The organism is Streptomyces sp. NPDC005070 (assembly GCF_053600395.1).
Map to the genome: position 1 here is coordinate 16,158 of NZ_JBSFZS010000038.1, position 25,911 is coordinate 42,068.

Genomic DNA, 25,911 nt, shown 5'->3' on the forward strand with positions numbered 1-25,911 from the left:
TCAATGGAGAAGGTCGTTATGGGAAACATCCTTGCCGATATCGAGAGGGCCAAGGCGCGCCACCAGCCCGAATGGGACAATCCCTCACAGGTCGAGCTCGTACGGGCGATGCTGTCATCCGTCGCACCGCTGGTGACCGCGGCGCAGGTGGAGAACCTCCGCTCCGACCTGGCCCGCGTCGCCACCGGTGAGATGCAGGTGCTGCAGGCCGGTGACTGTGCGGAGGACCCAGCCGAGTGCACCGCTGGGCACGTTCAAGGCAAGACCGAACTCATCGACCTGCTCGCCCGGAACCTGGAGACCGCCACCGGCAAGCAGACGCTGCGGGTCGGGCGGATCGCAGGGCAGTTCTCCAAGCCCCGATCCAGCCGGGTCGAGAAGCACGGCGATGACGAACTGCCGTCCTTCTTCGGGCACATGATCAACGGGCCGGAGCCCACCCACGAGAGCAGGCGTCCCGATCCACTGCGCATTCTCACCGGTTACATGGCGGCGAGAGAGATCATGATGCGGCTCGGGCGGGCCGGGTCGGCACCTCGGCCTGACGGGCCCGTCGTCTGGACCAGCCATGAAGCGCTGCTGCTGGACTACGAGATACCGATGCTCCGAGAGCTCGACGGCGGTCGGTACTTGCTCAGCTCCACCCACTGGCCGTGGATCGGCGAGCGGACCCGGCAGATCGACGGCCCGCACGTCGCACTGCTCGCCCAGGTGGTCAACCCGGTTGCCTGCAAGGTCGGCCCGTCCATGAGCGCCGGCGAGATCGTCGAGCTGTGCGACCGGTTGGACCCGGAGCGGGAGCCGGGCCGGCTTTCACTCATCGTGCGCATGGGCGCCGACCTCGTCGCCGACAGGCTGCCCCCGCTCGTCGAGGCTGTGCGGTCGGCCGGGCACCCGGTGGTCTGGCTCAGCGACCCGATGCACGGGAACACCGATTGCGCGGCTGACGGCACCAAATACCGCCTCGTGGAAACCGTCGCCAGGGAAGTCCGCGGCTTCCGGCGGGTCCTGGACCTCGCGGGGGTTCCGGCCGGGGGGCTTCACCTCGAGGCGACCCCCGACGACGTGACCGAGTGCGTGCTGGACACGGCCGAGCTGGGGTCGGGCCCCGTCACCAGCCTGTGCGATCCGCGACTCAACACCCCCCAGGCCATCAAGGTGGTCTCGGCGTGGTCCGAGTACTGAGATTCCTAGAGAGGGAGCCTTGTGATGACGGGAATACCGCCGATCGCGCCTTACAGACTGCCGCCGAGGAATGCGCTGCCGGAAAACACCGTGCGCTGGACCGTCGACCCGGACCGGGCGGTGCTCCTCGTCCACGACATGCAGAGCTATTTCCTCAAGCCCTTTGAGGACGCCATGCGCAGCGAGTTGGTGAGCAACATCGCCGACCTCAAGAAGCGCTGCGGATCGCTGGGGGTGCCGGTGGCCTACACCGCCCAGCCCGGCGGGATGACGGACCAACAGCGTGGGCTCCTGAAGGACTTCTGGGGCCCTGGCATGCGCACGGACGAGACCGAACGCGCGGTCGTTCCCGAACTCGAACCCGACGCGGACGACTGGGTGAGCACGAAATGGCGCTACAGCGCGTTCTTCAACTCGGAGCTGCTCCAGCGCATGCGCGCGCTGCAGCGTGACCAGTTGATCATTTGCGGCGTCTACGCGCATATCGGCGTGCTGTCGACCGCCTTGGAGGCGTTCTCCAACGACATCCAGCCCTTCCTGGTCGCCGACGCGCTCGGCGACTTCTCCGAAGACCGCCACAGGATGACCCTCGAATACGCGGCACGGTGCTGCGCCATGGTGGTCCGAACCGAGGACGTGCTCGCATGAGCGCCTTGCTCGAGCAGGTTCTCGCGCTGGAACTCCCCGCCTTCGCGATCATCCACCGTCCCGAAAGCGGCTCCCCCGGCACGTTGGACGTCCTGACCGGTCAGGTGACCGAGTACAAGTCGCTGGACGACATTCCGTTGGCCGACGACTCCGGGCCGGGTCCCGCGCTCGACACGCTGGTGCTCGTCCCCTACCGGCAGCTGGCCGATCGCGGCTTCGCCGCGCGGGACGACGCCACGCCCCTGCTCGCGATGAGCCTCACCGCTCACGACACGGTGCCGGCCGCCGAAGCGCTCGCCGGCTTCCCGCAGGTCCCGACGGAACTGACCGACGGACACTTCGACATGGACGACGACGCCTATGCGCAGATGGTGCGTCAGATCGTCACCGAGGAGATCGGCACCGGCGAGGGCGCCAACTTCGTGATGAAGCGCTCGTTCGTCGCGGACATCGGCGACTACTCGCCGACCAGGGCCCTGTCGTTCTTCCGGCGGCTGTTGGAGCGCGAGGAGAAGGCCTACTGGACCTTCATCATTCACACGGGCCGCAACACTCTCGTCGGTGCGACACCGGAGCGTCACGTCTCGCTCGTCGGCGGCACGGCCGTCATGAACCCGATCAGCGGCACGTACCGGTATCCGTCCGGCGGCCCCAGCCTGCAGGGGGTCATGGAGTTCCTCGCCGACACCAAGGAGACCGACGAGCTCTACATGGTCCTCGACGAGGAACTGAAGATGATGGCCCGGCTGTGCGACGACGGGGGGCGCGTCCACGGGCCGTACCTGAAGGAAATGGCGCGGCTGGCGCACACCGAGTACCTGATCGAGGGCAGGACCAACCGCGATGTGCGCGAGGTCCTGCACGAGACGATGTTCGCCCCGACCGTCACCGGAAGCCCGCTGGAGAGCGCCGCCAAGGTCATCTCGCGCTACGAACCGAACGGACGCGGCTATTACAGCGGAGTCGCCGCGCTGATCGGACGGGACGCGGCCGGACAGCAGACACTTGACTCGGCGATCTTGATCCGGACGGCCGACATCGATCCCGGCGGCCGGATGAACATTTCCGTGGGGGCCACCCTGGTGCGCCACTCCGACCCGATGGCCGAGGCAGCCGAGACCCACGGCAAGCTGGCGACCCTGCTCAACGCGCTCAAGTCCGACCGTCCATCCGGCTACGCGGCCGACCCGGAGGTCCTCGCCGCCCTGGAGCGCCGCAACGAGGGGATCGCGGGCTTCTGGCTCCGGGACAAGGACGACCGCCCGTCGGCCGGGGCCTCGCTGGACGGTATGACGGCACTGGTCGTGGACGCTGAGGACACCTTCACCGCGATGCTCGACCAGCAGTTGCGGTCACTGGGGCTGTCCGTGGAGGTCCGCCGCTTCGACGAACCGTACGACGTGGCGGCCTATGGCCTGACGGTCTTCGGCCCTGGTCCGGGAGATCCGCGGACGACCTCCCACCCCAAGATCGCCAAGCTGCGGCAGTCGATCGACACCGCGCTGGCGAGTCGCCGGCCGATGCTGGCCGTCTGCCTGAGCCATCAGGTGCTCAGCACGAAGCTCGGCTTCGAGCTGCACCGCCGCGAGGTACCCAACCAGGGCGTGCAGCGTGAGATCGAACTGTTCGGCGTGCCCGAACGAGTGGGCTTCTACAACACGTTCGCCGCGCACAGCGCGGAGAACAAGCGGACCGTCGAGGGGATCGGCGTGGTCGAGGTGAGCCGGGACGAGGAGACCGGCGAGGTGAACGCGCTCCGCGGGCCGGGCTTCGCCTCGGTCCAGTTCCACGCCGAGTCGGTGCTCACCGTCGACGGCCCGCGCATCATCCGCGAGGCGATACAGGGGGTGCTCGGCCGATGAGAGTGGATGTCGTCTGGTGGGACCTGGCCAGGTCCCACCGGACCATCGAATCCCTGGAGCAGGACCTGCGTGACGGCTCCGTCGAGCCGTGGCACGAGGTCAGGGGACTGCGCCTGAAGCTGTGGATCGCCGACCGTGAACGCGGCCGCTGGGGCGCGGTCATGTGGTGGGACTCGGACGTTCCGGCGGATCAGCCGCTGCCCCCCAACCGGGCGGCCGAGCTGATCGGGTACGCGCCCGACCACCGCACCAGCTTCGACGTCGCAGCGGTGGCCGAGGGGATCGACTCGCTCGGCCTCGCCTTCTCCGCCGGGTCCTTGAACCCGGCACAAGCAGGGGAGCGCCTGTAATGCACCGGTACATGGTCGTAGACGCCTTCGCCAGCGAGCCGCTGCTGGGCAACCCGGTCGCCGTCTTCTTGGACAGCGAGGATCTGACCGGTGAGACGATGCAGCGCATCGCGAGGGAGATGAACCTCTCCGAGGTCACCTTCGTGCTGCCGGCCGAGCAGGGCGGCGACGCGCGGATCAGGATCTTCACCCCGGTGAACGAACTGCCGTTCGCCGGGCATCCGATGCTCGGCACGGCCTTCGCGCTGGGTCAGGCCTGGGGGCGCGACAGCCTGCAGCTGGAGACCGCGATGGGTGTCATCCCGTTCGAGCTGAGCACCCGCGACGGCGCCGCATGGGTCCGGATGGAGCAGCCGGTCCCCACCTCGAAGCCCTACGACCTCGACACGGAGCTCCTGGCCGCACTCGGGGTCGAGTCGTCGACGGCCCCGGTCGAGATCTACCACAACGGGCCGCGTCACGTGTTCGTGGGGTTGAGCGATGTCGAGGCGCTCTCCGCCCTCCACCCGGATCACCGCGCCCTCTCGCGCTTCCCCGACATGGCCGCCAACTGCTTCGCCAAGGCGGAGGGGGGATGGCGGACGCGGATGTTCTCCCCCGCCTACGGCGTGGTCGAGGACGCGGCGACCGGTTCCGCCGCCGGGCCCCTCGCGATCCACCTGGCCAGGCACGGGTTCGCCGAGTACGGGCAGGAGATCAGGATCACCCAGGGCGTGGAGATGGGACGCTCGTCGGTCATGAGGGCGACCGCCGAGGGGGTCGGCGAGTCGATCCACTCGGTCCACGTCGGCGGGCACGCCGTCCTGGTCGCCGAGGGGACCATCAATGTCTAGCGAGGAGCCTTCCGTGGACCCCAGTGGATTCGAGTCCCTCAGCGGGAAGGTCGATCTCCCCTTCCCCGAGTACGACCAACCGCCGGCGGATCCTCTCAAGCTGGTGAGCGGCTGGCTTTCCCAGGCACGGGACATCGGAGTCCGCGAACCCAGCGCGCTGGCGCTGGCCACGGCGGACTCCCGCGGCCGCGCCTCCACCCGGATTGTCGCCATCACCGAAGTCACCGACCTGGGCCTGGTGTTCAGCAGCCACAGCTGCAGCCAGAAGGGACGTGAGATCGCCGCCACGGGGTGGGCGTCGGGCTTGCTGTACTGGAGGGAGACCGGTCAGCAGATCATCCTCTCCGGTCCGATCGCGCCACTGTCCGACGCCGAGTCGGACGCCCTGTGGGCCGCCCGGCCGATTCCGTTGCACGCCATGTCGACGGTCACCGAGCAGAGCGAGCCGCTGGAGGACCTGGAGCACGTCGAGATCCTGCGCGCCAGGGCACGCGAACTGGAACGGGCCGGGGAGCCCCAGCCCCGGCCGGAGTTCTTCGTCGGCTACCGGCTGCGGCCCGACGTCGTCGAATTCTGGTCCGCGAGCTCGGACCGGCTGCACCGCAGGTTGCGCTATGACCGCGACGCGCTCGAGTGGCGTACGAGCCGGCTGCAGCCGTAGCCCGGCTCCTTCGACCAACCCTCCTGGCGCTCCACGTCTTTGACCGCTTCGGCGGCATCGTCGTCGTGCCCGGACACACCCGACCCTTCCCATGAGGGAGAGACAATGACTTTTACCTCAGAACAGATTCTGGATCTTCCGTTCGACGTCCAGCCCGATCCGGACGAGTTCATCCGCGCCGCCATGGAGTGGCACTTCAATCCCGAGACCGGCTGCACGTTCTGGCTGGACCGAGCCGCCACTCTCGGCTTCGATCCGCGAGCCGATGTCAAGACGCACGACGACCTCCGGCTCTTCCCGAACGTGGCCGCGGAGCTCCGTGACGTCCGCGGCGAGGACCTGATTCCCCGCGGATACGGGGACCGGCCCGACGTGGTCGGGTTCTTCGAGAGCGGCGGGACCACCGGCGCCCCGAAGCGGGTCGTCCTGATGCGGGACTGGCTGGACCGCATGGTGGCCTGGAGCAACGCCAACCTCGACCGCCACGGTGTGCCGCGCGGAGGGAACTGGCTGGGAATCATCCCGACCGGGCCGCACGTCGTGGGCACCCTGTTCCGGCAGCACGCCGTGACGCACGGCCGCCACGGCTTCACGATCGACCTCGACCCGCGCTGGGTGAAGCGGCTCATCGCCGGCGGTCAGTTCGGGCAGGTCGACGCCTACGGCCAGCACCTCATCGACCAGGCCGCCGAAGTCCTGCGGACCCAGGACGTCGGCCTGCTCACCATCACGCCGCCGCTGCTGGAACGGCTGTCCCGGGACGAGAAGCTGGCCGCCCTGGTGAACGAGCGGGTGAAGTGCATCAGGTGGGGCGGTACGCAGATGGACGCCGACACCCGGCACCTCTTCAAGACCGAGGTGTTCCCCGAGGTCGCGCTGTGCGGCGAGTACGGAAGCACGATGATCATCGGAGTCGCGGGCGAGCGTGCCGGGCTCTCCGCCGACGATCCGTGCATCTTCGACTCGTTCTCCCCGTACGTGACCTTCACGGTCGTCGATCCGAAGAGCCTCGAGCCGGTGGCCCACGGAGAGCGGGGCCGGGTGCTGGTCAACCACGTCAGCAAGTCCTTCCTGCTGCCCAGCAACCTGGAACGTGACCTCGCCACGCGGATTCCCCAGGTGAACGGCCTGGTCGGGGACTCGGTCGCCGACATCGGCACGGTCGCGGTGTTCGAGGACGAGGACGTCATCGAGGGGGTCTACTGATGATCGACCTGCCCGCGCTCGGCGCAACGGGCGCCTACCGCTCCAGGAACATACAGACGGTCACCGATGTGGCAGGCACCGCCCTCGCGGAACTGAGCCTCGTGCCGCCGTTGTACGTCAACCGCACCATGGCGGCGCTGCGCCGGGGCGGCGTCATGCCGGCCGACGAGCGGGCCGACGCGATGATCCGCGCGGCCGAGCTCTTCGCGACCGCGACGATCGACGGCCTGACCGTCGAGGAGTACCAGCACGCTGTCAGCAGGGTCGGTGGCGTCCCGATCTCCTCCGTGGTCACGGCGACCACGACGGTCGCCGATCGGGTGGCGAAGGCTCATGCGAGCGTCCAGTACGCGCGCCCCCGGGGGGCGGTCGACAACTGGCGCGATCCTCTGACGCGGACCGGGCGTTCGGTGTGGACCCGGCGCGGAGACGTGTTCGCCGTGCACGCCGCGGGCAACCACCCCGGCACCCACAGCATCTGGCCGGAGGCACTGGCGCTGGGCTACCGCGTCGCGGTCCGCCCGTCGAGCCGCGATCCCTTCACCCCGCACCGGCTGGTGACGGCACTGCGGAGCGCGGGATTCGCCGACGACCAGGTGGTGCTCCTGCCCACCGACCACGCCGGTGCCGACGCCATTCTGCGCGGCGCCGACCTCGGGATGGTGTACGGCGGCGAGGAGGTGACCCGCAAGTACGGCGAGGCCGCGACGGTGCTGCCGCAGGGGCCCGGTCGGTCGAAGATCCTCATCACGGCCGACGTGGACTGGCGCGACCACCTGGACGTGATCGTCTCGTCGGTGAGCGGCCACGGCGGGACCGGATGCGTGAACACGACGGCCATCTTCGTGGAGGGCGACCCGGCTCCGCTGGCCGAGGCCGTCGCGGCGCGGCTGTCCGCCGCGACGCCCCTGCCGCCCGAGGACGACAAGGCCGTACTCCCCGTACAGCCGGTCGCGGTCGCCAGGGCGATCGAAGCGCACCTGCTGAAGAAGGCGGCCGGCGCCCGGGCCTGGCTCGGCGGCGACGGCGTCGTGGGCGAACTCGGGGACGGAAGCGCCGCGCTGCTGCCCGCCGTCTTCCAACTCGACGATCCGGCCGCTCCGCAGGCAGGGGTGGAACTGCCGTTCCCTTGTGTGTGGATCGCGCCGTGGACACCCGAGGCCGGTACGGAGCCGCTGAAGAACACGCTCGTGCTCAACGCGATGACCCACGACAGCCGGCTCATCGACCGCCTGCTCGGCGAGCCGACCATCAGCAACCTGTACCTGGGAAGCCGGCACACCCACTGGATGGATCCCTCGGTACCGCACGACGGCTACCTGGCCGACTTCCTCATGCGGAACAAGGGCGTCATCCGGAACTGAAAGTGGTTCCGGCGACGCTCACCGTTCGCACCGTGAGCGCGGTTCCGATGTCGCCCGCGGCGGCTCGCCACCGGGACGCTCCCTCCCAGCTCCAACGAGATCGAAAGGGTCCTACCTTGTCCCACTCCGTCGAACCGGCCGACGTCCTGATCGTCGGCGGCGGGTCGGCCGGCGCGGTGCTCGCCGCGCGCCTGAGCGAGAACTCCGCCCGGCGCGTCGTGCTGCTCGAGGCCGGGCCGGACTACGGCCCCACCCGGTTCCCCGACTCGCTGCTCGACGCCAACCGCATCGCCGATCTCGATCACGACTGGGGATACACCACACCGGGCGGGCGACTGAGTCCCGAGATCACCGCTCTGCGCGGCAAGGTGATGGGCGGGAGTTCCGCCGTCAACGCCGGCGCCGCCCTCCGCGCCCGCGCCCGCGACTTCGACCGCTGGGCCGAGAACGGGCTCGACGACTGGAGCTTCACCGACGTCCTGCCGTACTTCCGCGCCCTGGAGAACACCCCCACCGGCGAGGACGAGTTCCACGGGCGAAGCGGGCCGATGCCCGTGCGCCAACTGACCGACTCCGAGCTGACCCCCGCCCATCGTGGCTTCATCGACGCCGCGGTCGCCCTCGGTCACAAGCGGATCGTCGACTTCAACGGTACCGAGCAGGACGGTGTCGGACCCTTCGCGGTCAACGTCCTCGACGGGATCCGACAGAACACCGCACTGGTCTACCTCACCGCAGAGGTCCGCGCTCGCCCGAACCTCACCGTGCACGGTGCCGTCACCGTCGACCGGGTCCTGTTCCGCGGTGGCCGTGCGACGGGAGTGGTCACCGCCGACGGGACCGTGCACAACGCCGACGAGGTGATCCTCTCTGCCGGGACCTACGGAAGCGCGGCGATCCTGCTGCGCTCCGGCATCGGCCCCGCCGGCGAACTGGCGTCGCTGGGCATCGAGACCCTCGCCGACCTACCTGTCGGACAACGCCTGCAGGACCACCCCTTCTTCCCCACGGTCTATGCACTCGCCCCGGGGCGAGGGGAGATGGCTCCGGCCCTCGGCGCGCTGCTGTGGACCGCCTCCAGCGAGGCCGCGGACGGTGAACTCGACCTGAACATCGTCGCCGTGCATCCCAACGGGGCTCCGTTCATGCCCCCCGGCGGCATCATCGCCCTGTCCACGGCTCTCGTGCTCCCCGACGCGCACGGCACGGTGCGCCTCGCCGGCCGCGATCCGCTTTCCCAGCCCTTGATCGACCACAACTACCTCGGCACCGAGCGCGACCGCCGACGCATGCTCGAAGGCGTGCGAATCGCCCGTGATCTGGCCCGTGACCCGGCACTCGCGCCGTCGCTCGCCGGGCTTCTGATGCCGCGCGAACTGCCCGACGAGGCCGAGCAACTGATGCGGGTGATCGAATCCCACCTCGCCATCTACGGTCACCCCACCTCCACCGCCCCCATGGGTGCCGCCGACTCGCCTCAGGCGGTCGTCGACTCCCGCGGAGCCGTCCACGGACTCGCCGCTCTGCGTGTCGTGGACGCCTCGATCATCCCGTGCGTGCCCTCGAGCGTCACCAACCTCACCACGATCATGCTCGCCGAACGCATCGCCCACCTCGTCTACAACCATTGACAGCCATAGGCTGCCGAGGGGTCGGCCATTCACCTTGATGAACTCGTGAAATGTTCGAGTTTTTCACGAATGATCAAGTTGTTTATTCCGGGGCCGAGTCCCAGGCTCCGCGTTCCCGCACGTCACCGCCGCTTCCCTAGCTGCACTCGACGGGAGTTCAGCTAGGGGAGCTCGGCTTGGGGCGCGGCGAGCGCCGCATCCGACGGGTGCGCACGATGCTGAAATCCTGGACCGATCGACTGATGGAGGCTCCGATCCCGCGTCAGGGTGAATTGCTGCCTCTGGGGCTGCTCTGCAGGAACGGACTGCTGGCTTTCAGGGTCCGCTGGACAGGACTTGTTTCGAGCATGCGGATGGAGTCCAGCGCGCTGAGACTGTCGGCCAGGTAGTCGTGCAGTTCGCCGGGGCTCCTGCACAGGACGAGGGCCACCAGGTTGGTCGGGCCGGTGGTGGAGGCCAGAAAGGCCAGTTCCCTGTGTTGGATCAGGGTGTTCGCCACCTGGTTCAGGTGCGCGGGGGCGACCGACATCCACAGCAGGGCTTGCGTGGTGATGCCGTACACCTCCGCACTGATCTCGACGTCGAAGCTGATCATGCCGCCGGCCTGTAAAGCGGCGAGTCGGCGCGTAATGGTCGAGGAGGACTGGCCGGTCTCGGCGGCGAGATCCGTGTAGCTGATGCGGCCGTTACGCTGCAACGCGGCCAGCACCTGCCAGTCCGCCTGGCTCAGGGACGAGCGGGACTTGGGCTCGTCAGCGCCGTCCGACGAGTCGAGTGCTCGGCGCAGTTGTTCCTGCTGCCCGTCGGTGAGAGCGGCGGTGTGCCCCTGCCATGCGGTGGGGCCGCCCAGATAGGTGTGCAGCAGGCGGTGCGCCGACACCTCGGCGATGCCGGACACGCGAGGGATGTCGCGGAACAGCAGCGAATGGTGCGTTGCGGAGCTCATGACAAAGCAAATTTCGGTTCCCCCGGACATGAGCCGCACCCAGACGGTGTCGTCCCGCCGAGCCAGGCTCTGCGCGACATTCTGAGCCGTGTTCGGGCTGGCCGTGAGCCTCAGAATCCACTTCCCACCGGATGCTTGCCGTGGGTTCACCACCCCGACAACGCGAAGCGACAACTCGCTGCTCAGCCGCCCGTAGCGACGGGCGACTGTTTGCGTGGATACGCCCAGAACGTCGGCGATCCGGCTGAACGGCGCCCGACCGTCGATACGCAGGGCATGAATAATACCGTGGTCCAATTCATCGACTGAGGGGACCGTCGACTCGGAAAAATCCCCCACTGGCCGTCTAGGGCCAGGGGTGCTCAGCAAGGTTTGCGGCACCAGTTTTCCTCGGGTAGCATTTACCAAGACCTGGTCAATGGACTTGGGTGTCGGCGACGGCATTTTTCATCACCAGAGCCCCGGCGAGTTCCGTTCCATGGTGATGGTCAGCCAGTTTTTGTGATTGGTTATGCTTTGCCGGATTTTGCGCGCGGGCATGGAGTCGCACCATCGTGGTTTAAGGAATGCGTGCTCGGTATCACCGGTTTGCCGGCCTCGGACGCGGGACCCAGCGGCCTGACAGTCCGTCAAGAGCTGCAAGGATGCGCCGACTACCGGCACCACGCTCTGGATGACATCTTCGAGGGGGAGCGCCGCCAGGCCCGCACTGCACGCCTGCCTGGGAATCTCTCCAGCCTGCACGACCTGGCATTCCAGGCGGTCAAGACCGACCGATTCGGCAATATCGCATGCAGCCGCTGCCATTACACCAGCCCCCCGACCAGCTCCTGAACCACTACGGACCATGACCATCACCACGAAGTGGTGCTCAATAGGTCGAAAGAAACTCGCCAGGGTCCTGACTTACAGCCAGGGCTTGGTTGGCGGAATCTACTAGGTTCAATCTTCGGCCGAGTGTACATGCTATTACTCTTCGTGGGTACGGGGTGCCTCAGGGTCCCCGTAGCAGGGCCCCGGGGAGTGAGCCGAAGATCCATGTCAGCCATTACGCAATGAGCTGCGGTGAGGCGGTCATGGCCGCCGGCCGGCACTGAGAAGCCGGCGCATCCTCTCCGCACCCGGCGGAGCGTCCCACGGGCGGGGACCGGGAAGGTTCCCGTTCGTGCAGGTGGGGCGGGGTGGGGTCAGTTGGCCGGGAGGTCCGAGAGGGCCGGGCGGGTCAGGTGGAGCATGCGGGTCAGCCACAGGGCGCCTGTCTCCTGAGGGGTGCGGGGAGCGAAGCCGATGGCCGAGGTGTGTCGCGGACGAGGGGTCCGTGCGGTGCCGGGGTCCGCGGGGAGGCGGGGCAGGGCCGTCGTGCCGGTGATCATGGACAGCATCAACCCTGCCGCCGCGCGGACGTCGACGTCGGGGAGCAGCGAGCCGTCCTTCCGGGCCCGGGCCAGGATCCCGTGCAGGGCGCCGAGCCAGTTGGTGTGACAGTGCAGGGAGGGGTCGTCGGGGGTCCTGATCTCCTGGGCCAGACGTGCGCCCGCGCGGACGATCGTGTCGGTTTCGAGGAGGTCGACCAGCGTGTGCGCCATGGCGGTGGCTATCTCGAACGCCGGCGTCTCGCGCCGCGCCAGCTTCCCCAGCGCGGCCCCCGACGTCGCGCAGGCCTGCTCCTGGACGGCTCGGGCCAGATCGGACTTGGCCGCGAAGTGGAAGAACAGCGCGCCCTTGGTGACCTGTGCCCGCTCGCTGATCGCGGACAGGGTGGCCCGTTCGTAGCCGGACTGGTCGAACACGGTCGAGGCGGCCCGGATCAGGTTGCGCCTGGTCCGCTCGGACCTCTCCTGCTTCACCACGACGCGACCACCCGGACGCTCCTTGTCGTTCGGCTGCTGTTCGTCCTGCCGCAAGTGACGCTAGAAACCTGCTTTTGGATCTGTCAACGGGGCCTCTCCCGCACAGATCATCTTCACGCCAGACGGTAACTCTCTTGAATAGAGCGCCGGTTGAAGAGTGAAGGAGGAGGGGGCGGGGGCACCGGGGGTCGTTGGGTTCAGGTTCGTGGCACCCGGCGGAAGCGGGCCGCGATGTGCAGGTCCGCCTCGATGCGTCTCGCTGTCGCGCGCAGCTCGGGCAGTACCTCGCTCACGCAGGCCTCCGCGGTACGACGGCTGCTGTGCATGGCGACGTTCACCGCGGCCACGGTCCGTCCGGCGCGGTCCCGCACCGGGACGGCGACGGACCGCAGTCCCTGCTCCAACTCCTCCTCGACCAGCGCGTATCCGGCCGTGCGAACCCGGTCCAGTTCGGCCCTGAACCGCTCCGGGTCCGTGACGGTCCGCCCGGTGGCGGCCTCGGGCGGGCCGGCCATCGTCTCCATCGCCCGGGCCACCGGGAGATCGGCCAGGATCGCTCGCCCCAGCGAGGTGGCGTACGCGGGCAGCCGCGTGCCGACGGTGACGTGGACGCTCATGATGCCTCGGGTGGAGACGTGCCCGGTGTACTGGATCTCGTCGCCCGTCAGCACCGCGAGCGACACCGAGTCGTGCAGCCGCTGGGAGAGTTCGGTCAGATGCGGGGCCGCGATCTCGGGGAGCGTGGTCCGTGAGAGTGGCGGGAAGCCGAGCCCCAGGACACGCGGGGTGAGGCGGAAGACCCGGTCGTGCGTGGTGACGTATCCCAGGTGCTCCAGGGTGATGAGGGCGCGGCGAGCGGTCGCGCGGGCGAGTCCGGTCGCCTGGGCGACCGCGGTGAGGGTCAGTTCGCCGCGGCCCTCGCCGAAGGCGGTGATCACGGTCAGGCCCCGGGCCAGCGACTCGATGAACTCCCGCCCCAGTTCCTGCTTGGAGGCGCCGGTCCAGTCGGCGAGCCCGGAAGGGGCCGCCGTGACGGCGGCGGCGGTGGTGGGTGTGGCGGCGGTGGCCTTCCCAGCCGGTTCGGTCTTCCCTGCCGGTTCCGTGTCCTCCGCGGTGCCGGGACTCCCGGCGGTGTCGGGGCTTTCCGTGGCGCCGGGACTCCCGGCGGTTCCGGGGCTTCCCGCCCCTTCCGTACCGCTCGCGCCTCCCGCGCCCCCCGCTTCGTCCAGCGTCAGCGCCCGTTCCATCTCGGCCACCGCCGTCCGCAGCCGTGGCAGCAGCGCGTCCCGCAGTTCGGCGGCGCTGTGCCGGCTCGTATGGCTCACGACGTTCACCACGCAGGCGATCCGCCCCGCCTCCCGTACCGGCATCGAGAGCGCGACGAGGCCCGGTTCGATGAGCTGGTCGTCCGACGCCCAGCCGGCCCGGCCCGCTTCGGCCGTCCGCTCCTCGAAGTCGTCTCCGAGGGTGGGGCGTTGGGAGGCGGGCAGCGCGGAGGCGGCCGACCCTCCGTCGTAGGGTCTGCTCCGCGCGGGTACGGCCGGGAAGCCGCGGTCCTCCGGATCGGCCGCGCGGCGTTCCCGCCAGCGCGTCCAGTCCTCCTCGCTCCACTCGGACGCGAACAGCGGTCCCGGAGCGGTGCGTTCGGCGGGGAGCAGGTCGCCGATGCGGAAGCTCAGCGACATCGCGCGGCGCCGGGTCGTCTGATGGATGAAGCGGATGCCGTCCCGGTCGCAGACGGCGATGGACACCGACTCGTCGAGCTCGTCGGCGAGCGCGTCGGCGTGCGCGTCCAGGACGCGGGGAAGCCGGAGCGCGGCGAGATAGGCGTTGCCGAGTTCCGTCAGCCGCGGGGCCAGTACGGCGTCCCGGCCGTCCAGGCGTACGTAGCCCATGCGGGCCAGGGTCGCCGTGATCCGGTCGACGGTGGAGCGTGCGAGTCCGGTGGCCCGTTCGAGTCCGCTCAGACTGGCCGAACCGTCCGCCTCGGTCAGCCTCCGCAGGACGGCGATCCCGCGGATGAGCGGGGTGACCGCCTCCTCCGGCGCTTCCGCCCCGACAGTGGGCGGCCGCGGCGGTGGGGGGCTCGATGACATGGAGCTCGATGGCATGGGTTCTCCGGTGGGGCTCTCAGAGGAGTCACCGTGCGGATCTCGGATGAGCCACCGTGTGGTGGATCTCAGAAAAGCCACGGTAGTGCTTGCCGGCCCGCCGAAGCAGGTCGGCCGCTTCCCGCCACGGGCACGGGCACGGGCACGGACGCCGGCCCGCCGAACACACCCTCTCCGCCCGGCTTGCCCCGCGAGCCGCCGTACTGCTCCCCTCGGGTCTCCGTACGGCTTCCGCGGGCTTCCCGCCCGGTCCGCCGGTCCGCCGGCCGGCTCGACCGCTGGTCAGCGGCGCGTCACGTACACCCGATACTTCCCCGCGGTGTCCGCCGACGCGACCTGGACGGTGAGCCCCGCGTGGGGGGCCTTGAAGGTCTCACCGGGGGTGAAGGGCGCGTCGGAGAGTTCCGCCTGGACGTTGGGCGAGCGGGTGCACCCGCCGCTGTTGCGCCGGGAGTCGTACACCGTGATGGGCCCGTTCCCGGTGTCCACGTCCGCGGCGACCTTGTAGATGAGGATCCCCGGACGGCAGACGGCGGAGTCGTTGCCCGCACGGATGCGCAGTTCGAGGACGTACCCGCTGCGGGTGCCGAAGGGTATGACGACGAGCTTGACGCCCCCCTTCCGGGCCAGCGGGGTGAGCGTGTACGCGCTGGTGCCGGAGGCCGCCGCGCAGTCGACCTGGGAGGGGTCGAGCCAGCCGAGCTTCCACTTGTGCCAGCCGAGCAGGTCGTTGTCGGCACCCCAGTCCTCGCTCATGATGTCCCAGTGCCCGACCGCGGCGCCGCCGTCCTGGGTGTAGAGGTCGGGCAGGCCGAAGGTGTGACCGTTCTCGTGCGGCAGGACGCGGTAGCCGGTGTCGGCGTAGGAGCCCGACCCGTCGTCCTGGCGGCTGTAGACGAAGGACGCGTTGGCGACCGGGACGCCGTCGGCCACCGGCGCCTCGGTGTTGCCGGCGAAGGTCACGGACAGCACGGTGTCCAGGGCGGAGGGCCCGGCATTCGGTGTGACCAGCACGTTCAGGATGTCGTACGACCGGAAGTCGACCTCGGGATCGGCCGTCGCCACGATGTCCTGGACCAGTTCGCGGTACCCGGGGTCGAAGGGCGCGCCGCGTTCTATCCCGTACGCCTTGAAGGGCTTGGGCATCCGCAGCCAGTGCTTGACGGGGGCCTTGGGGCGATAGTCGAGACGGCCGTAGGAGGCGGTGCGGAACCATTCCTGCGTCTTCGGGAAGAACTCGTCGTACCGGGCGCGGGCACTGCCCTTGCCCGGCGCGTCGGAGAAGTCGACCATCAGGGTCAGAGCCCGCAGGGTGCCGGTGGAGCGGGCGTAACCGGGTGCGGTCGGAATCCCTTCCCCCATCTGGACGTCCGACGGACCGTTGATCATGCAGGGGCCGAGCGCCGTGGAGCGGGCCAGCGCCGCGGAGCCCGCCGTGGCGGAGCCGGCCGTCAGGTGCCCGGTGCCGGCGGAGGTGCTGACCGCCAGCGTCAGCACGGTCACCGTGGCCAGCGCGGCCACACGGCGCGGGCGTATGCGGCGGCTGGACGGCTGCATGCGGGGGCCCTTCGCTCCACGGCAGCCACCGGTCTCCGACTGCACCCTTTCGATCACCCTGAGTCGCCGACGCGCCGGGCGCGCGCTGAATGGGCCCGATCGGGTTCATCCGCGGGAGGCGGAGAAACGAGGGCGAGCGAGGCCGGGAAGCAGGGGAGAACGAGGTGCGGAAGCAGGGGAGAGCGAGGTGCAGAAGCAGGGGAGAGCGAGGCCGGGAAGCAAGGAAGAACGAGGTCGAGGGGCAGGGGAGGGCGAGGGCGAGTGGCAGGGGAGAGCGAGCTGCAGAGGAAGGGGAGAGCGAGCTGCAGAGGAAGGGGAGAGCGAGGGAGAATGAATGTGACGCAGGTCACATCAATCTCTTCCGGGTCCGGGAAATAACCGGGGATCGTTTCCCCGTTTAGCCATACGTCCGAGCGAAACGGGGACCGAATCCCCGGATCGCATCCGAGTTCCGAGACACTTCGAGGAGTACGCCGTGGAGACCGCAACCCCCGTGCAGCGCCGAGTGGCCCGGCCCCGTGCCGACGCCCTGCGCAACCGGGAGCGGATCGTCGCCGCCGCCCGCGAGATGTTCGTCGAGTTCGGCGCCGAGGTGCCGTTCGACGACATCGCCCGCCGGGCAGGGGTCGGCAACGCCACGGTGTACCGCAACTTCCCCGACCGCGACGCCCTCGCCCGCGAGGTCGTCTGCTCGGTCATGGACCGCACCTCGGAGTGGATCGAAAAGGCTCTCGCCGTGGACGGCGACGCGTTCGAGGCGCTGAGCGGCTTCGTGCACTTCGCCGCCGACGAGCGGATCGGCGCCCTGTGCCCGATGCTCTCCGCGAACTTCGACCAGAACCATCCCGACCTGGTCGCCGCGCGCGACCGGATCACCGAACTGATCCAGCGGCTGATGTCCCGTGCCCGTGAGGCCGGACAGCTCCGACCCGATGTCGAGGTGGGCGATCTGATGATCGCCGTCAGCCAGCTCACCAGGCCGCTGCCGGGCACCGGTTGCCAGGGCATCGACCGCTTCGTACACCGTCATCTGCAGCTTTTCCTGGACGGGATGCGGGCCCCGGCCCGGTCCGAACTGCCGGGAGTGGCCGCCACCGTGGAGGGACTGCGACGAGTGTGACCGACACGTAGGGCGCCGGGACCGATCGGTCGACGGCCGATGAGTCCGGCACCGGACGCCGGTCGGAACTCGTGACCCCTGCTCGCATCCGACAACGCGTGACCCACAGTTCACCGTTCGCGCATCACACCGCGCGACTCGCCATGCGTCACCCATAACTGGCACAGCCGTACAGCCCGAGCAGCAGGTGCTGCTCTTCCGGCCGTCACCGTCGACGCGCCGTCCCCTTTCACTGCTTTTTTCGCTACGAAGTCCCGGAGTGGGTACCCCCATGTCTGAAACAGTCCTGTCCAAAGCAGTTCCGGATCCAGCGTCCGACGCGCACAGCAACCGCTGGAGGGCGCTCGTCTTCATCGCGCTCGCCCAGCTGATGGTGGTGCTCGACGCCACGATCGTGAACATCGCCCTGCCCTCGGCCCAGCAGGACCTGGGCATCACCGACGGCAACCGGCAGTGGGTCGTCACGGCCTACGCCCTCGCCTTCGGTGGTCTGCTCCTCTTCGGCGGCCGGATCGCCGACCTGTGGGGCCGCAAGCGCGCCTTCGTCGTGGGCCTGATCGGTTTCGCCGCGGCCTCCGCGCTCGGTGGCGCCGCGCAGAGCGGCGCGATGATGTTCGGCGCCCGTGCCCTGCAGGGTGTGTTCGGCGCGCTGCTGGCGCCCGCGGCGCTCTCGCTGCTCGCCGTGATGTTCACCGACGCCAAGGAGCGCGCCAAGGCCTTCGGCATCTACGGCGCGATCGCCGGTGGCGGTGGCGCCGTCGGCTTCATCCTCGGCGGTGTCCTCACCGAGTACATGAACTGGCGCTGGACCTTCTTCGTCAACATCCCGTTCGCGATCGTCGCCGCGGCCGGCGCGTACTTCGTCATCCGTGAGCCGAAGGGCGGCCGCAACCGTTCGCCGCTCGACATCCCGGGTGTCGTCCTGTCCACCCTCGGTCTGGTCTCCCTCGTCTACGGGTTCACCCGCGCCGAGTCGAACGGCTGGAGCGACTCCCTGACGGTCGGCCTGTTCGTGGCCTCCGCCCTGCTGCTGGCCGCGTTCGTCTTCACCGAGTCCAAGGTCAAGGCCCCGCTGCTGCCCCTGCGCGTCGTCCTCGACCGCAACCGCGGCGGCGTCTACCTCTCCCTCGGCCTCGCGATCATCGCGATGTTCGGCACGTTCCTCTTCCTCACCTACTACCTGCAGATCGTGAAGGGCTACTCGCCGATCTCCACCGGCTTCGCCTTCCTGCCGATGATCGCGGGCATGATCACGGGCTCCACGCAGATCGGTGCCCGCCTGATGACCCGCGTCGCGCCGCGGCTGCTGATGGGCCCCGGCTTCCTGGTCGCCGCGGTCGGCATGCTGTTCCTGGCGCAGCTCGAGATCGGTTCGTCGTACGTCTCCCTGGTGATGCCGGCGATGCTGCTGCTCGGTCTCGGCATGGGTACGGCGTTCATGCCCGCCATGTCGCTGGCCACGCACGGCATCGAGCCGCGTGACGCCGGTGTCGCCTCGGCGATGGTCAACACCTCGCAGCAGGTCGGCGGTGCGATCGGCACGGCCCTGCTGAACACGATCGCGGCCTCCGCGACCACCGCCTACATCAAGGACCACATGGCCGGCGCCGGTACCAAGGCGCAGCAGCAGCTCGTCCAGGCGGAGGGCTCGGTGCACGGTTACAGCAACGCGATCTGGTTCGCCGTCGGCATCCTCGTGGTCGCCGCGGGAATCGCCTTCACCCTGATCAACACCGGCCGTCCGGACGCCTCGGCGGTCGTCGGCTCGGGCGAGGGTGCGGAGGACGAGCTGAAGGTGCCGGTCGTCGCCCACTGACGAACCCGGCGCAGACTCACTTCGGGTACTTCGCGTACGGACGCGGGGTGGGGACGCCTCGTCCGTACGACTCCGGGGACTGCCCCGGCTCCCGGTACAGGGAGCCGGGGCAGTCCCGTGTCCGCCGATCGATCGGACGGCAGGCCCTGGGGCCCGTCGGGCCATGCCCGTCTGCCCGGCGGGAGCGGCCTCAGCGCAGCCAGGGCAGATCCGCCCCCGCGTCCTTCGGCTGGAGACCCTCGGCGATGATCCGCATGGCCTCGCCGAAGGCCTTCCGCTGGTCCGGGCCGAGCCGGTCGAACAGGGCCTGGCGTACGGCGGCGACATGGCCGGGCGCGGTGCGCTTCAGCACCTCGTAGCCCTCGTCGGTCAGGACGGCGAACTGACCCCGCTTGTCGGACGGGCAGTCCTCGCGGCGTACCCAGCCGTTCTTCTCCAGTCGCGCGACGGCGTGCGAGAGCCGCGAGCGGGTGATCTTCGCGTTCATGGCCAGCTCCGTCATCCGCAGCCGGCGGTGCGGGGCCTCGCCGAGCTGGACGAGCAGGCCGTAGTAGATGTGCGGCATGCCCGCGTCGCGCTGGAGCTGACGGTCGAGGTGGTCCTCCAGGAGGGTCGTGGCGTGCATGTACGCACGCCAGATGCGCTGTTCCTCGTCGGTGAGCCAGCGCGGCTCTTCAGCGGGAGCGGGTGCCGTGTTCATGTACTCCACTGTACGAGCCTCTTCTTGAAACTTAAACAAAGCACCCGTAGTCTCGACTGAGAACTTGAGACTTTAAGCAACTGCTTCAAAGATCAAGCACTGCCGCCGTACGATGTAACTCTCTGGAGGGAGCCGCCATGTCAGCCGCCACCGAGGAGCGCCCCGCGCCGGAGCGCATGCCCGCCCTCTATCTCAGCCACGGTGCCCCGCCGCTCGCCGACGACCCGGTGTGGCCGGGCCAGCTCGCCGCCTGGTCCGCCGACCTGCCCCGCCCCAAGGCGATCCTCATGGTCTCCGCCCACTGGGAGGAGGCCCCGCTCGCCCTCGGCGCGATCGAGGCGATCCCCCTCGTGTACGACTTCTGGGGCTTCCCCGAGCACTACTACCAGGTGACGTACGCGGCCCCCGGCGCCCCCGAACTCGCCGAGTCCGTACGGAAGCTGCTGCGCGCGCCCGGTACGCCGGTGCAGGACATCCCGGACCGGGGACTCGACCACGGCGCGTACGTCCCCCTCAAGGAGATGTTCCCCGAGGCCGACATTCCCGTGCTCCAGATCTCCATGCCGACGCTCGACCCGGTCCGGCTGTTCGAGATCGGGCGGAAGCTGGCGCCGCTGCGCGACGAGGGTGTGCTGATCGTCGGCTCCGGCTTCTTCACCCACAATCTCGCGGCCCTCAGGCATACCGGCGGGGGAGTGCCCGCCTGGTCGAGCGAGTTCGACGACTGGGGGCACCGCGCGCTGGAGGCCGGTGACGTGGACGCGCTGCTCGACTTCGAGCGCAAGTCCCCGGCGGGCCGTCTCGCCCACCCGCGCACCGAGCACTTCGCCCCGCTCTTCGTGACCATGGGCGCGGCGGACGCCGTCGGGGGGCTCGACGGGCAGCGGTCCGTGATCGACGGATTCTGGCTGGGAATGGCCAAGCGTTCGGTGCAGTTCGGCTGAGTGTGCGGACGGCACCGGGTGTTCGGAGGGTGGGCCTGCCCGCCGGCGGGCTCGTCCCCGGGCGTGCCGGGCGCGTCGGGTGTGCCCTAGTGGGCGAGCTCCTTCTCGTACCAGGCGACGTCCCAGTAGCGGCCGAACTTGCGGCCCACCTCCCCGTAGGTGCCGACGTGCCGGAATCCGAGGCGTTCGTGCAGGCGCACGGACGCCTCGTTGGGCAGCGCGATGCCGGCGTAGGCCCGGTGCAGGTCCTCGCCGGCGAGCGCCGAGAAGAGCGCTTCGTAGAGGAGGGTGCCGACGCCCCGGCGCGCGGCGCCCGGGGCGACGTAGACCGTCACCTCCACGGAGGTCGCGTAGGCGGGTTTCGCACGAAAGGCGCTGGACGTCGCGTACCCCAGAATCACCTGTGAATCAGCCTCTGTGGCAACCATCAGGCGGTGCGGTCCGTCTTCAGGGTGGGAGAGCAGCCACGAACGACGTTCCTCCGGCGTGAAGACGATGGTGTCGAACGTGATGGGCGTCTCACGCACGTAGTGGTTGTACAACTCCGTGAGCGCGCCGAGGTCGGCTGCGGCTCCCGGCCTGACCTGCACATCTGTACGTTCTGACCGCATTGACCCTCCCGAGTGGTGCGACAGGGTACTGCATGATCAGAAAAATCAAGGGGCGGGTTGGGAATTCTGTCCTGATTCCAGTCGTTGTTTCCATCGGATGCCGGGCACCCGGGAGGGTAAAACCGGATGTCCGGGACCACCCGCAAGCCCACCACGCAAGGGAGCACGCATGGCAACCCGTGCCGTCGCCCGTCGTCAGTCCGCCACCGGCGGGACCGCCGACGCGGCACGCAGTGTTCGCGCCGGAGGCGGCGAAATCGCCGATCGCGACCTGGTCGGCATGTACCTCGACGAGATCGCGCGAACACCGCTGCTCGACGCCGCCAAGGAAGTCGAGTTGTCCCAGGTCATCGAGGCGGGTGTGTTCGCGCGGCAGATCCTCGACGGTGAGGCGGAGGCCGAGGCCGACGCGTCTCGCGAGGAGCTGGAGGCGCTGGTCGCCGACAGTGAGCGCGCCAAGGACGTCTTCATCCGTTCGAACCTGCGGTTGGTCGTCGCCGTGGCGCGCCGTTACCCGCGCAGCGGCCTGCCCCTGCTCGACCTGATCCAGGAGGGGAACGCCGGCCTGGTGCGGGCGGTCGAGAAGTTCGACTACCGCAAGGGCTTCAAGTTCTCGACGTACGCCACCTGGTGGATCCGTCAGGCCATCACCCGCTCCATCGCCGACCAGTCGCGCACGATCCGCCTCCCCGTCCACCTGGTCGAGGAACTGGGCAGGATCCGCCGTGTGCAGCGCGAGTTCAACCGTGAGAACGGGCGCGAGCCCGAGCATGCGGAGATAGCCGTCGAGCTCGGTACGACGCCGGAGCGTGTCGGCGATGTGCTCGACTGGGCCCGCGACCCGGTCTCCCTGAACATGGCGGTGGACGACGAGGGCGAGACCCAGTTCGGCGACCTGCTGGAGGACACCTCGGCCGTGTCGCCCGAGCAGTCGGTGCTGACCCTGCTGCGCAGCGAGGAACTGGACGATCTGATCGGCCACCTCGACCAGCGCACCGCCTCCATCATCAAGATGCGGTACGGCATCGACGACGGCCGGGAGCGGACGCTCACGGAGGTCGGCAAGGAGCACGGGCTGACGCGCGAACGCATCCGTCAGATCGAGAAGCACGCCCTGCTCGAACTGAAGAAGCTGGCGCGAGACACCGGATTCGACGCGGCGGCGTAACGGCGACGGGACACGCGGAGCGCACGGGGCGAGCGGGGTGAGTGGGCCGTACGGGTTGACTCGTCACGCGGGCGCCGGACCCGCTCCGCCCAGTCCGCGCACGGGCACCCCCGCCACGTTGGCCACAAGTCGACCAGACATGGCCATGTAAGGCCGCTTCAATCCGCCGGGCCCTGGGAACAAGACTTCAGGGCCCACGCTTCGGGCCCCGTCCGAGCGGAAGAAGCGAAGAGAAGTACCGAGCGGCAGTCCCGAGCGGAAGTCACCGCAACGGATACAGGCCGCTCCCGAGAACCGAGTCCCGACGCTCACCCCCCCCCGCGCCGGGACTCTTCCAGAGTCGAGCTTCGGCGCCTCCCCCCCCTGGCGCCGAAGCTCGGCTCCCTTTTGTTTCAGGGGCCCGGGGGCCGGGGGACCGGGGCCAGGCGTGCGGGCCTGCAAAGGGCCAGGCCGGGCGAAGTGCGGGACGGGTGCGGAGGGATTCCGGGCAGCACGGGGGCGGGCCACCCCGAACCTGAACCCCGGGGTGACCCGGATGGCAGATTCTGCCACAGCGACATAACCTGCCGTCGCCGACGGTCCACCGGGTGTCACCACCCCCGTGGAGTGCGGTCGACCGTCAAGCGCCGTCAGTCTGCGGCACTCCCCCCGCCCGGCTCAGCCGTGCACCCAACTCCCTTACGTAATCCACAAGTTCTCTCGGTTCTCGTACCGTGAAGTCGCAGTCGACCATCGCGATCCGCACCGCGAGCCATTCCACCGAGTCACTGGAGGAGGCCCGCAGCCGGCAGCTCCGCTCGTCGATCGGCTCGGGCGCGCCGACCCACGTGGGCACGCGCGCCGCGACGAACTCGGCCGGGGCGGCGAAGGTGATGTCGTACGTGTAGGTCTCCTGACGCCGGTACATCGACTGCCGCAGGAACTCGGCGGCGTTCCCCGTCGGCAGTTCGCGGGGCGTGAACCGGGCTCCCGTCGCGAAGGGTTCACTCACCCGGTCGACGCGGAACGTCCGCCAGTCGTCGCGGTCGAGGTCGTACGCGACGAGATACCAGCGGCGGCCGGTGGAGACCAGCCGGTACGGCTCGGTCAGCCGCCGCGACGGTGTTCCGTCCCCGGAGCGGTAGGCGAACCGCAGCCGTTCGCGGCCCGCGATGGCCGACGCCATCACGGTCAGCGTCTCGGGGGCGATGCTCGCCCCGTCCCCGCTGGTCAGGGGAGTGGTCGCGGCCTGGAGCATGGACACGCGGCGGCGCAGCCGGGACGGCAGGACCTGTTCCAGCTTGGCGAGCGCCCGTACGGAGGCCTCGTCCACGCCCGCGACCGCGTGCCCGGCGCCGGCCCGCAGACCCACCGCGATCGCGACGGCCTCCTCGTCGTCGAGGACGAGCGGGGGCATCGCCGTGCCCGCCACCAGCCGGTAGCCGCCGTCCGCACCCTTGGTCGCCTGCACCGGATAGCCCAGCTCGCGGAGCCGGTCGATATCGCGCCGGACCGTGCGACGGGACACCCCGAGGCGCTCGGACAGCTCGCCGCCGGGCCACTCGCGGGGCGTCTGGAGGAGGGAGAGGAGCTGGAGAAGCCGGGCCGGAGTATCGGTCGTCATGGTTTCCAGGGTGCCGGAGAACTAGGACGTGATCTGACCTAATAGGGTTCTAAGTTGGTCGCATGACCTCCACCGAGACCCCTGAGACAGCTCTCAGCAGCCCGGCACCCGGCGCCGCGGCCGACCGACGGCGCTGGTTCGCCCTCGCCATCGTGATGACCGCGGCCTTCATGGACCTGGTCGACGTCACGATCGTCAACATCGCGATCCCGTCGATCCAGCGGGACGCGGGCGCCTCCTTCAGCCAGATCCAGTGGATCACCGCGGGCTACGCGCTCGCCTTCGCCGCGGGACTCGTCACCGGCGGACGGCTCGGTGACATCCACGGCCGCAAGCGGCTCTTCCTCCTCGGCGTGGCCGGCTTCACGGTCGCGTCCGCGCTGTGCGGTTTCGCGGCGAACCCCGAGATGCTCGTCGCCTCGCGCATCCTGCAGGGCGCCATGGCGGCGATGATGGTGCCGCAGGTCCTGTCGATCGTGCACGCCACCTTCCCGGCGCACGAGCGCGGCAAGGTCTTCGGCCTGTTCGGCGCGATCGTCGGTCTGGGCGCGGTCTCGGGCCCGCTGCTCGGCGCGCTCCTCACCGAGTGGAACCTGTTCGGTCTGGAATGGCGGCCGATCTTCCTCATCAACCTGCCGGTCGGTGTCGTCGCGCTCATCCTGGGCCGCCGCTTCATCAGCGAGTCCAAGGCCCCGAAGGCCCTCAAGCTCGACCTCGTCGGCGTCGCCCTCGTCACGCTCGGCCTGCTGATGCTGCTCTACCCGCTGACCCGCGGCCGCGAGCTGGGCTGGCCGCTGTGGGGGTACGTCTCGATGGCCGGCTCCCTCGTGGTCTTCGCGGCGCTGGTGGCGTACGAGAAGCGGAAGACCGCGCGGGATGGTTCACCGCTGGTCGAGCTGTCGCTGTTCAAGGTGAAGAGCTTCGCGGCGGGCATCGCGGTGCAGACCGTCTTCGGTGTCGCGCTCGGCATCTTCTTCCTGGTCTGGACGCTGTACATGCAGATCGGACTGGGCTGGAGCCCGCTGCGGGCGGGGCTGACCGGAGTGCCGTTCTCGATCGCGGTGTCGGCGGCGGCCGGCATGTCCGTGCAGCTTCTGGTCCCGCGCTTCGGGCGCAAGGTGCTCCAGGCGGGAGCCCTGGTCATGGCGCTGGGCGTGCTGCTCTACATCTGGGAGTCCGACCGCTACGGCATGGACATCGCCCCCTGGCAGATGGCCCTCCCGCTGGTGGTCATGGGAGCGGGCATGGGCTTCATCGTCGCGCCGCTGACCGACGCCGTGCTCTCCGACGTCCCGCGTGAGCACTCTGGTTCGGCCTCGGGCCTGATCAACACCGTGCAGCAGATGGGCAACGCGCTCGGCCTCGGCCTGGTCTCGGTCCTCTTCTTCGGAGAGATCGGCGACCGGCTGACCCTCGACCAGGTGGGCCCGGCCTTCGTGAACGCCTTCCAGCACGCGCTGGGCTGGGTCGCCGCCGTGCTGACCGTCATCTTCCTGCTGATGTTCGCCCTCCCGAAGCGGCCGGCCCAGCACGTGGAGGGCGCACAGGACGAGACGGACGCCCGGGAGCAGGGCCAGAGCAAGGACGACAGCCAGGACCAGGGCAGGAATCAGGATCAGGGTCAGGGCCCGGGCAGTAGTCAGGACGTGGGCCAGGACCAGGGTGCGGACCAGGACCTGAAGCCGGAGTTCGTCGGCTGATCCCTCTCGGGGGCACCGCCTCGGGGGGCGATGCCCGGTTCCGCC

General features: G+C 69.4%; 22 protein-coding genes. 15 read left to right on the top strand and 7 right to left on the bottom strand.

The window, feature by feature from the left end:
• Nucleotides 1–18 precede the first annotated feature (18 nt).
• The 9 genes from ACWEBX_RS15330 (at nt 19) to ACWEBX_RS15370 (ending at nt 9,740) form a co-directional block, all read left to right on the top strand.
• Complete coding sequence (locus tag ACWEBX_RS15330) at nt 19–1,185, top strand: 3-deoxy-7-phosphoheptulonate synthase (protein ID WP_451885331.1); 1,167 nt, start codon at nt 19–21, stop codon at nt 1,183–1,185.
• 24 nt (nt 1,186–1,209) lie between these two features.
• Nucleotides 1,210–1,833, top strand: coding sequence for an isochorismatase family protein (locus ACWEBX_RS15335; protein WP_451885332.1), 624 nt, complete (start codon nt 1,210–1,212; stop codon nt 1,831–1,833).
• On the top strand, nt 1,830–3,695 hold the full coding sequence (locus ACWEBX_RS15340; protein WP_451885333.1) for an anthranilate synthase family protein: 1,866 nt from the start codon (nt 1,830–1,832) through the stop codon (nt 3,693–3,695). Before ACWEBX_RS15335 ends, ACWEBX_RS15340 begins: the two co-directional genes overlap by 4 nt.
• The gene (locus tag ACWEBX_RS15345) at nt 3,692–4,045 is read left to right on the top strand and encodes a hypothetical protein (RefSeq protein ID WP_451885334.1); all 354 of its coding nucleotides are present in this window, start codon (nt 3,692–3,694) and stop codon (nt 4,043–4,045) included. The genes ACWEBX_RS15340 and ACWEBX_RS15345 overlap by 4 nt, the downstream gene beginning before the upstream one ends.
• Nucleotides 4,045–4,878, top strand: coding sequence for a PhzF family phenazine biosynthesis protein (locus tag ACWEBX_RS15350; RefSeq protein ID WP_451885335.1), 834 nt, complete (start codon nt 4,045–4,047; stop codon nt 4,876–4,878). The genes ACWEBX_RS15345 and ACWEBX_RS15350 overlap by 1 nt, the downstream gene beginning before the upstream one ends.
• A gap of 13 nt (nt 4,879–4,891) precedes the next feature.
• Nucleotides 4,892–5,539 (top strand): phenazine biosynthesis FMN-dependent oxidase PhzG, encoded by a 648-nt coding sequence (gene phzG / locus ACWEBX_RS15355; protein WP_451885336.1) that lies wholly within the window; start codon nt 4,892–4,894, stop codon nt 5,537–5,539.
• A 105-nt stretch (nt 5,540–5,644) separates the two neighbouring features.
• Nucleotides 5,645–6,745, top strand: a complete 1,101-nt coding sequence (locus ACWEBX_RS15360; RefSeq protein WP_451885337.1) for a phenazine antibiotic biosynthesis protein — start codon at nt 5,645–5,647, stop codon at nt 6,743–6,745.
• Entirely contained in the window at nt 6,745–8,109 is a 1,365-nt protein-coding gene (locus ACWEBX_RS15365) for an aldehyde dehydrogenase family protein (protein WP_451885338.1), read from the top strand. The genes ACWEBX_RS15360 and ACWEBX_RS15365 overlap by 1 nt, the downstream gene beginning before the upstream one ends.
• Before the next feature lie 116 nt (nt 8,110–8,225).
• Entirely contained in the window at nt 8,226–9,740 is a 1,515-nt protein-coding gene (locus tag ACWEBX_RS15370; RefSeq protein ID WP_451885339.1) for a GMC family oxidoreductase, read from the top strand.
• A 262-nt stretch (nt 9,741–10,002) separates the two neighbouring features.
• Here the strand turns inward: ACWEBX_RS15370 and ACWEBX_RS15375 are convergent, their stop codons facing one another.
• Nucleotides 10,003–10,983, bottom strand: coding sequence for an Lrp/AsnC family transcriptional regulator (locus ACWEBX_RS15375; RefSeq protein ID WP_451885340.1), 981 nt, complete (start codon nt 10,981–10,983; stop codon nt 10,003–10,005).
• Between the two features lie 273 nt (nt 10,984–11,256).
• Between ACWEBX_RS15375 and ACWEBX_RS15380 the strand changes: the two genes are divergently transcribed.
• A complete protein-coding gene (locus ACWEBX_RS15380) occupies nt 11,257–11,520 on the top strand; it encodes a hypothetical protein (protein WP_451885341.1) in 264 nt (87 codons plus the stop codon).
• A 353-nt stretch (nt 11,521–11,873) separates the two neighbouring features.
• Here the strand turns inward: ACWEBX_RS15380 and ACWEBX_RS15385 are convergent, their stop codons facing one another.
• From ACWEBX_RS15385 to ACWEBX_RS15395, 3 genes are all read right to left on the bottom strand, one after another.
• Nucleotides 11,874–12,590, bottom strand: coding sequence for a ScbR family autoregulator-binding transcription factor (locus tag ACWEBX_RS15385; protein ID WP_451885342.1), 717 nt, complete (start codon nt 12,588–12,590; stop codon nt 11,874–11,876).
• Nucleotides 12,591–12,733: 143 nt separating this feature from the next.
• The gene (locus ACWEBX_RS15390) at nt 12,734–14,632 is read right to left on the bottom strand and encodes an IclR family transcriptional regulator domain-containing protein (RefSeq protein ID WP_451885343.1); all 1,899 of its coding nucleotides are present in this window, start codon (nt 14,630–14,632) and stop codon (nt 12,734–12,736) included.
• 297 nt (nt 14,633–14,929) lie between these two features.
• Nucleotides 14,930–16,204, bottom strand: coding sequence for a M6 family metalloprotease domain-containing protein (locus ACWEBX_RS15395; RefSeq protein ID WP_451885344.1), 1,275 nt, complete (start codon nt 16,202–16,204; stop codon nt 14,930–14,932).
• Between the two features lie 475 nt (nt 16,205–16,679).
• Here ACWEBX_RS15395 and ACWEBX_RS15400 point away from each other — a divergent pair, with 475 nt between their 5' ends.
• Both ACWEBX_RS15400 and ACWEBX_RS15405 read left to right on the top strand, forming a co-directional pair.
• Complete coding sequence (locus ACWEBX_RS15400; RefSeq protein ID WP_451885345.1) at nt 16,680–17,324, top strand: TetR/AcrR family transcriptional regulator; 645 nt, start codon at nt 16,680–16,682, stop codon at nt 17,322–17,324.
• A gap of 271 nt (nt 17,325–17,595) precedes the next feature.
• Nucleotides 17,596–19,140 (top strand): MFS transporter, encoded by a 1,545-nt coding sequence (locus ACWEBX_RS15405; RefSeq protein WP_451885346.1) that lies wholly within the window; start codon nt 17,596–17,598, stop codon nt 19,138–19,140.
• Between the two features lie 190 nt (nt 19,141–19,330).
• On the opposite strand, the gene ACWEBX_RS15410 is transcribed toward ACWEBX_RS15405, so the two are convergent.
• Nucleotides 19,331–19,840, bottom strand: coding sequence for a MarR family winged helix-turn-helix transcriptional regulator (locus ACWEBX_RS15410; RefSeq protein ID WP_451885347.1), 510 nt, complete (start codon nt 19,838–19,840; stop codon nt 19,331–19,333).
• Nucleotides 19,841–19,977: 137 nt separating this feature from the next.
• Here ACWEBX_RS15410 and ACWEBX_RS15415 point away from each other — a divergent pair, with 137 nt between their 5' ends.
• On the top strand, nt 19,978–20,784 hold the full coding sequence (locus tag ACWEBX_RS15415; protein ID WP_451885348.1) for a dioxygenase family protein: 807 nt from the start codon (nt 19,978–19,980) through the stop codon (nt 20,782–20,784).
• Between the two features lie 86 nt (nt 20,785–20,870).
• Here ACWEBX_RS15415 and ACWEBX_RS15420 read toward each other — a convergent pair whose 3' ends face one another.
• Nucleotides 20,871–21,395, bottom strand: coding sequence for an N-acetyltransferase family protein (locus tag ACWEBX_RS15420; RefSeq protein WP_451885349.1), 525 nt, complete (start codon nt 21,393–21,395; stop codon nt 20,871–20,873).
• A 169-nt stretch (nt 21,396–21,564) separates the two neighbouring features.
• On the opposite strand from ACWEBX_RS15420, the gene ACWEBX_RS15425 reads away from it, so the two are divergent.
• Nucleotides 21,565–22,563, top strand: coding sequence for a sigma-70 family RNA polymerase sigma factor (locus ACWEBX_RS15425; protein ID WP_451885350.1), 999 nt, complete (start codon nt 21,565–21,567; stop codon nt 22,561–22,563).
• A gap of 619 nt (nt 22,564–23,182) precedes the next feature.
• Here the strand turns inward: ACWEBX_RS15425 and ACWEBX_RS15430 are convergent.
• Entirely contained in the window at nt 23,183–24,166 is a 984-nt protein-coding gene (locus tag ACWEBX_RS15430; RefSeq protein ID WP_451885351.1) for a helix-turn-helix transcriptional regulator, read from the bottom strand.
• Between the two features lie 62 nt (nt 24,167–24,228).
• Here ACWEBX_RS15430 and ACWEBX_RS15435 point away from each other — a divergent pair, with 62 nt between their 5' ends.
• Nucleotides 24,229–25,866, top strand: coding sequence for an MFS transporter (locus tag ACWEBX_RS15435; RefSeq protein ID WP_451885352.1), 1,638 nt, complete (start codon nt 24,229–24,231; stop codon nt 25,864–25,866).
• The last annotated feature ends 45 nt before the right edge of the window (nt 25,867–25,911 follow it).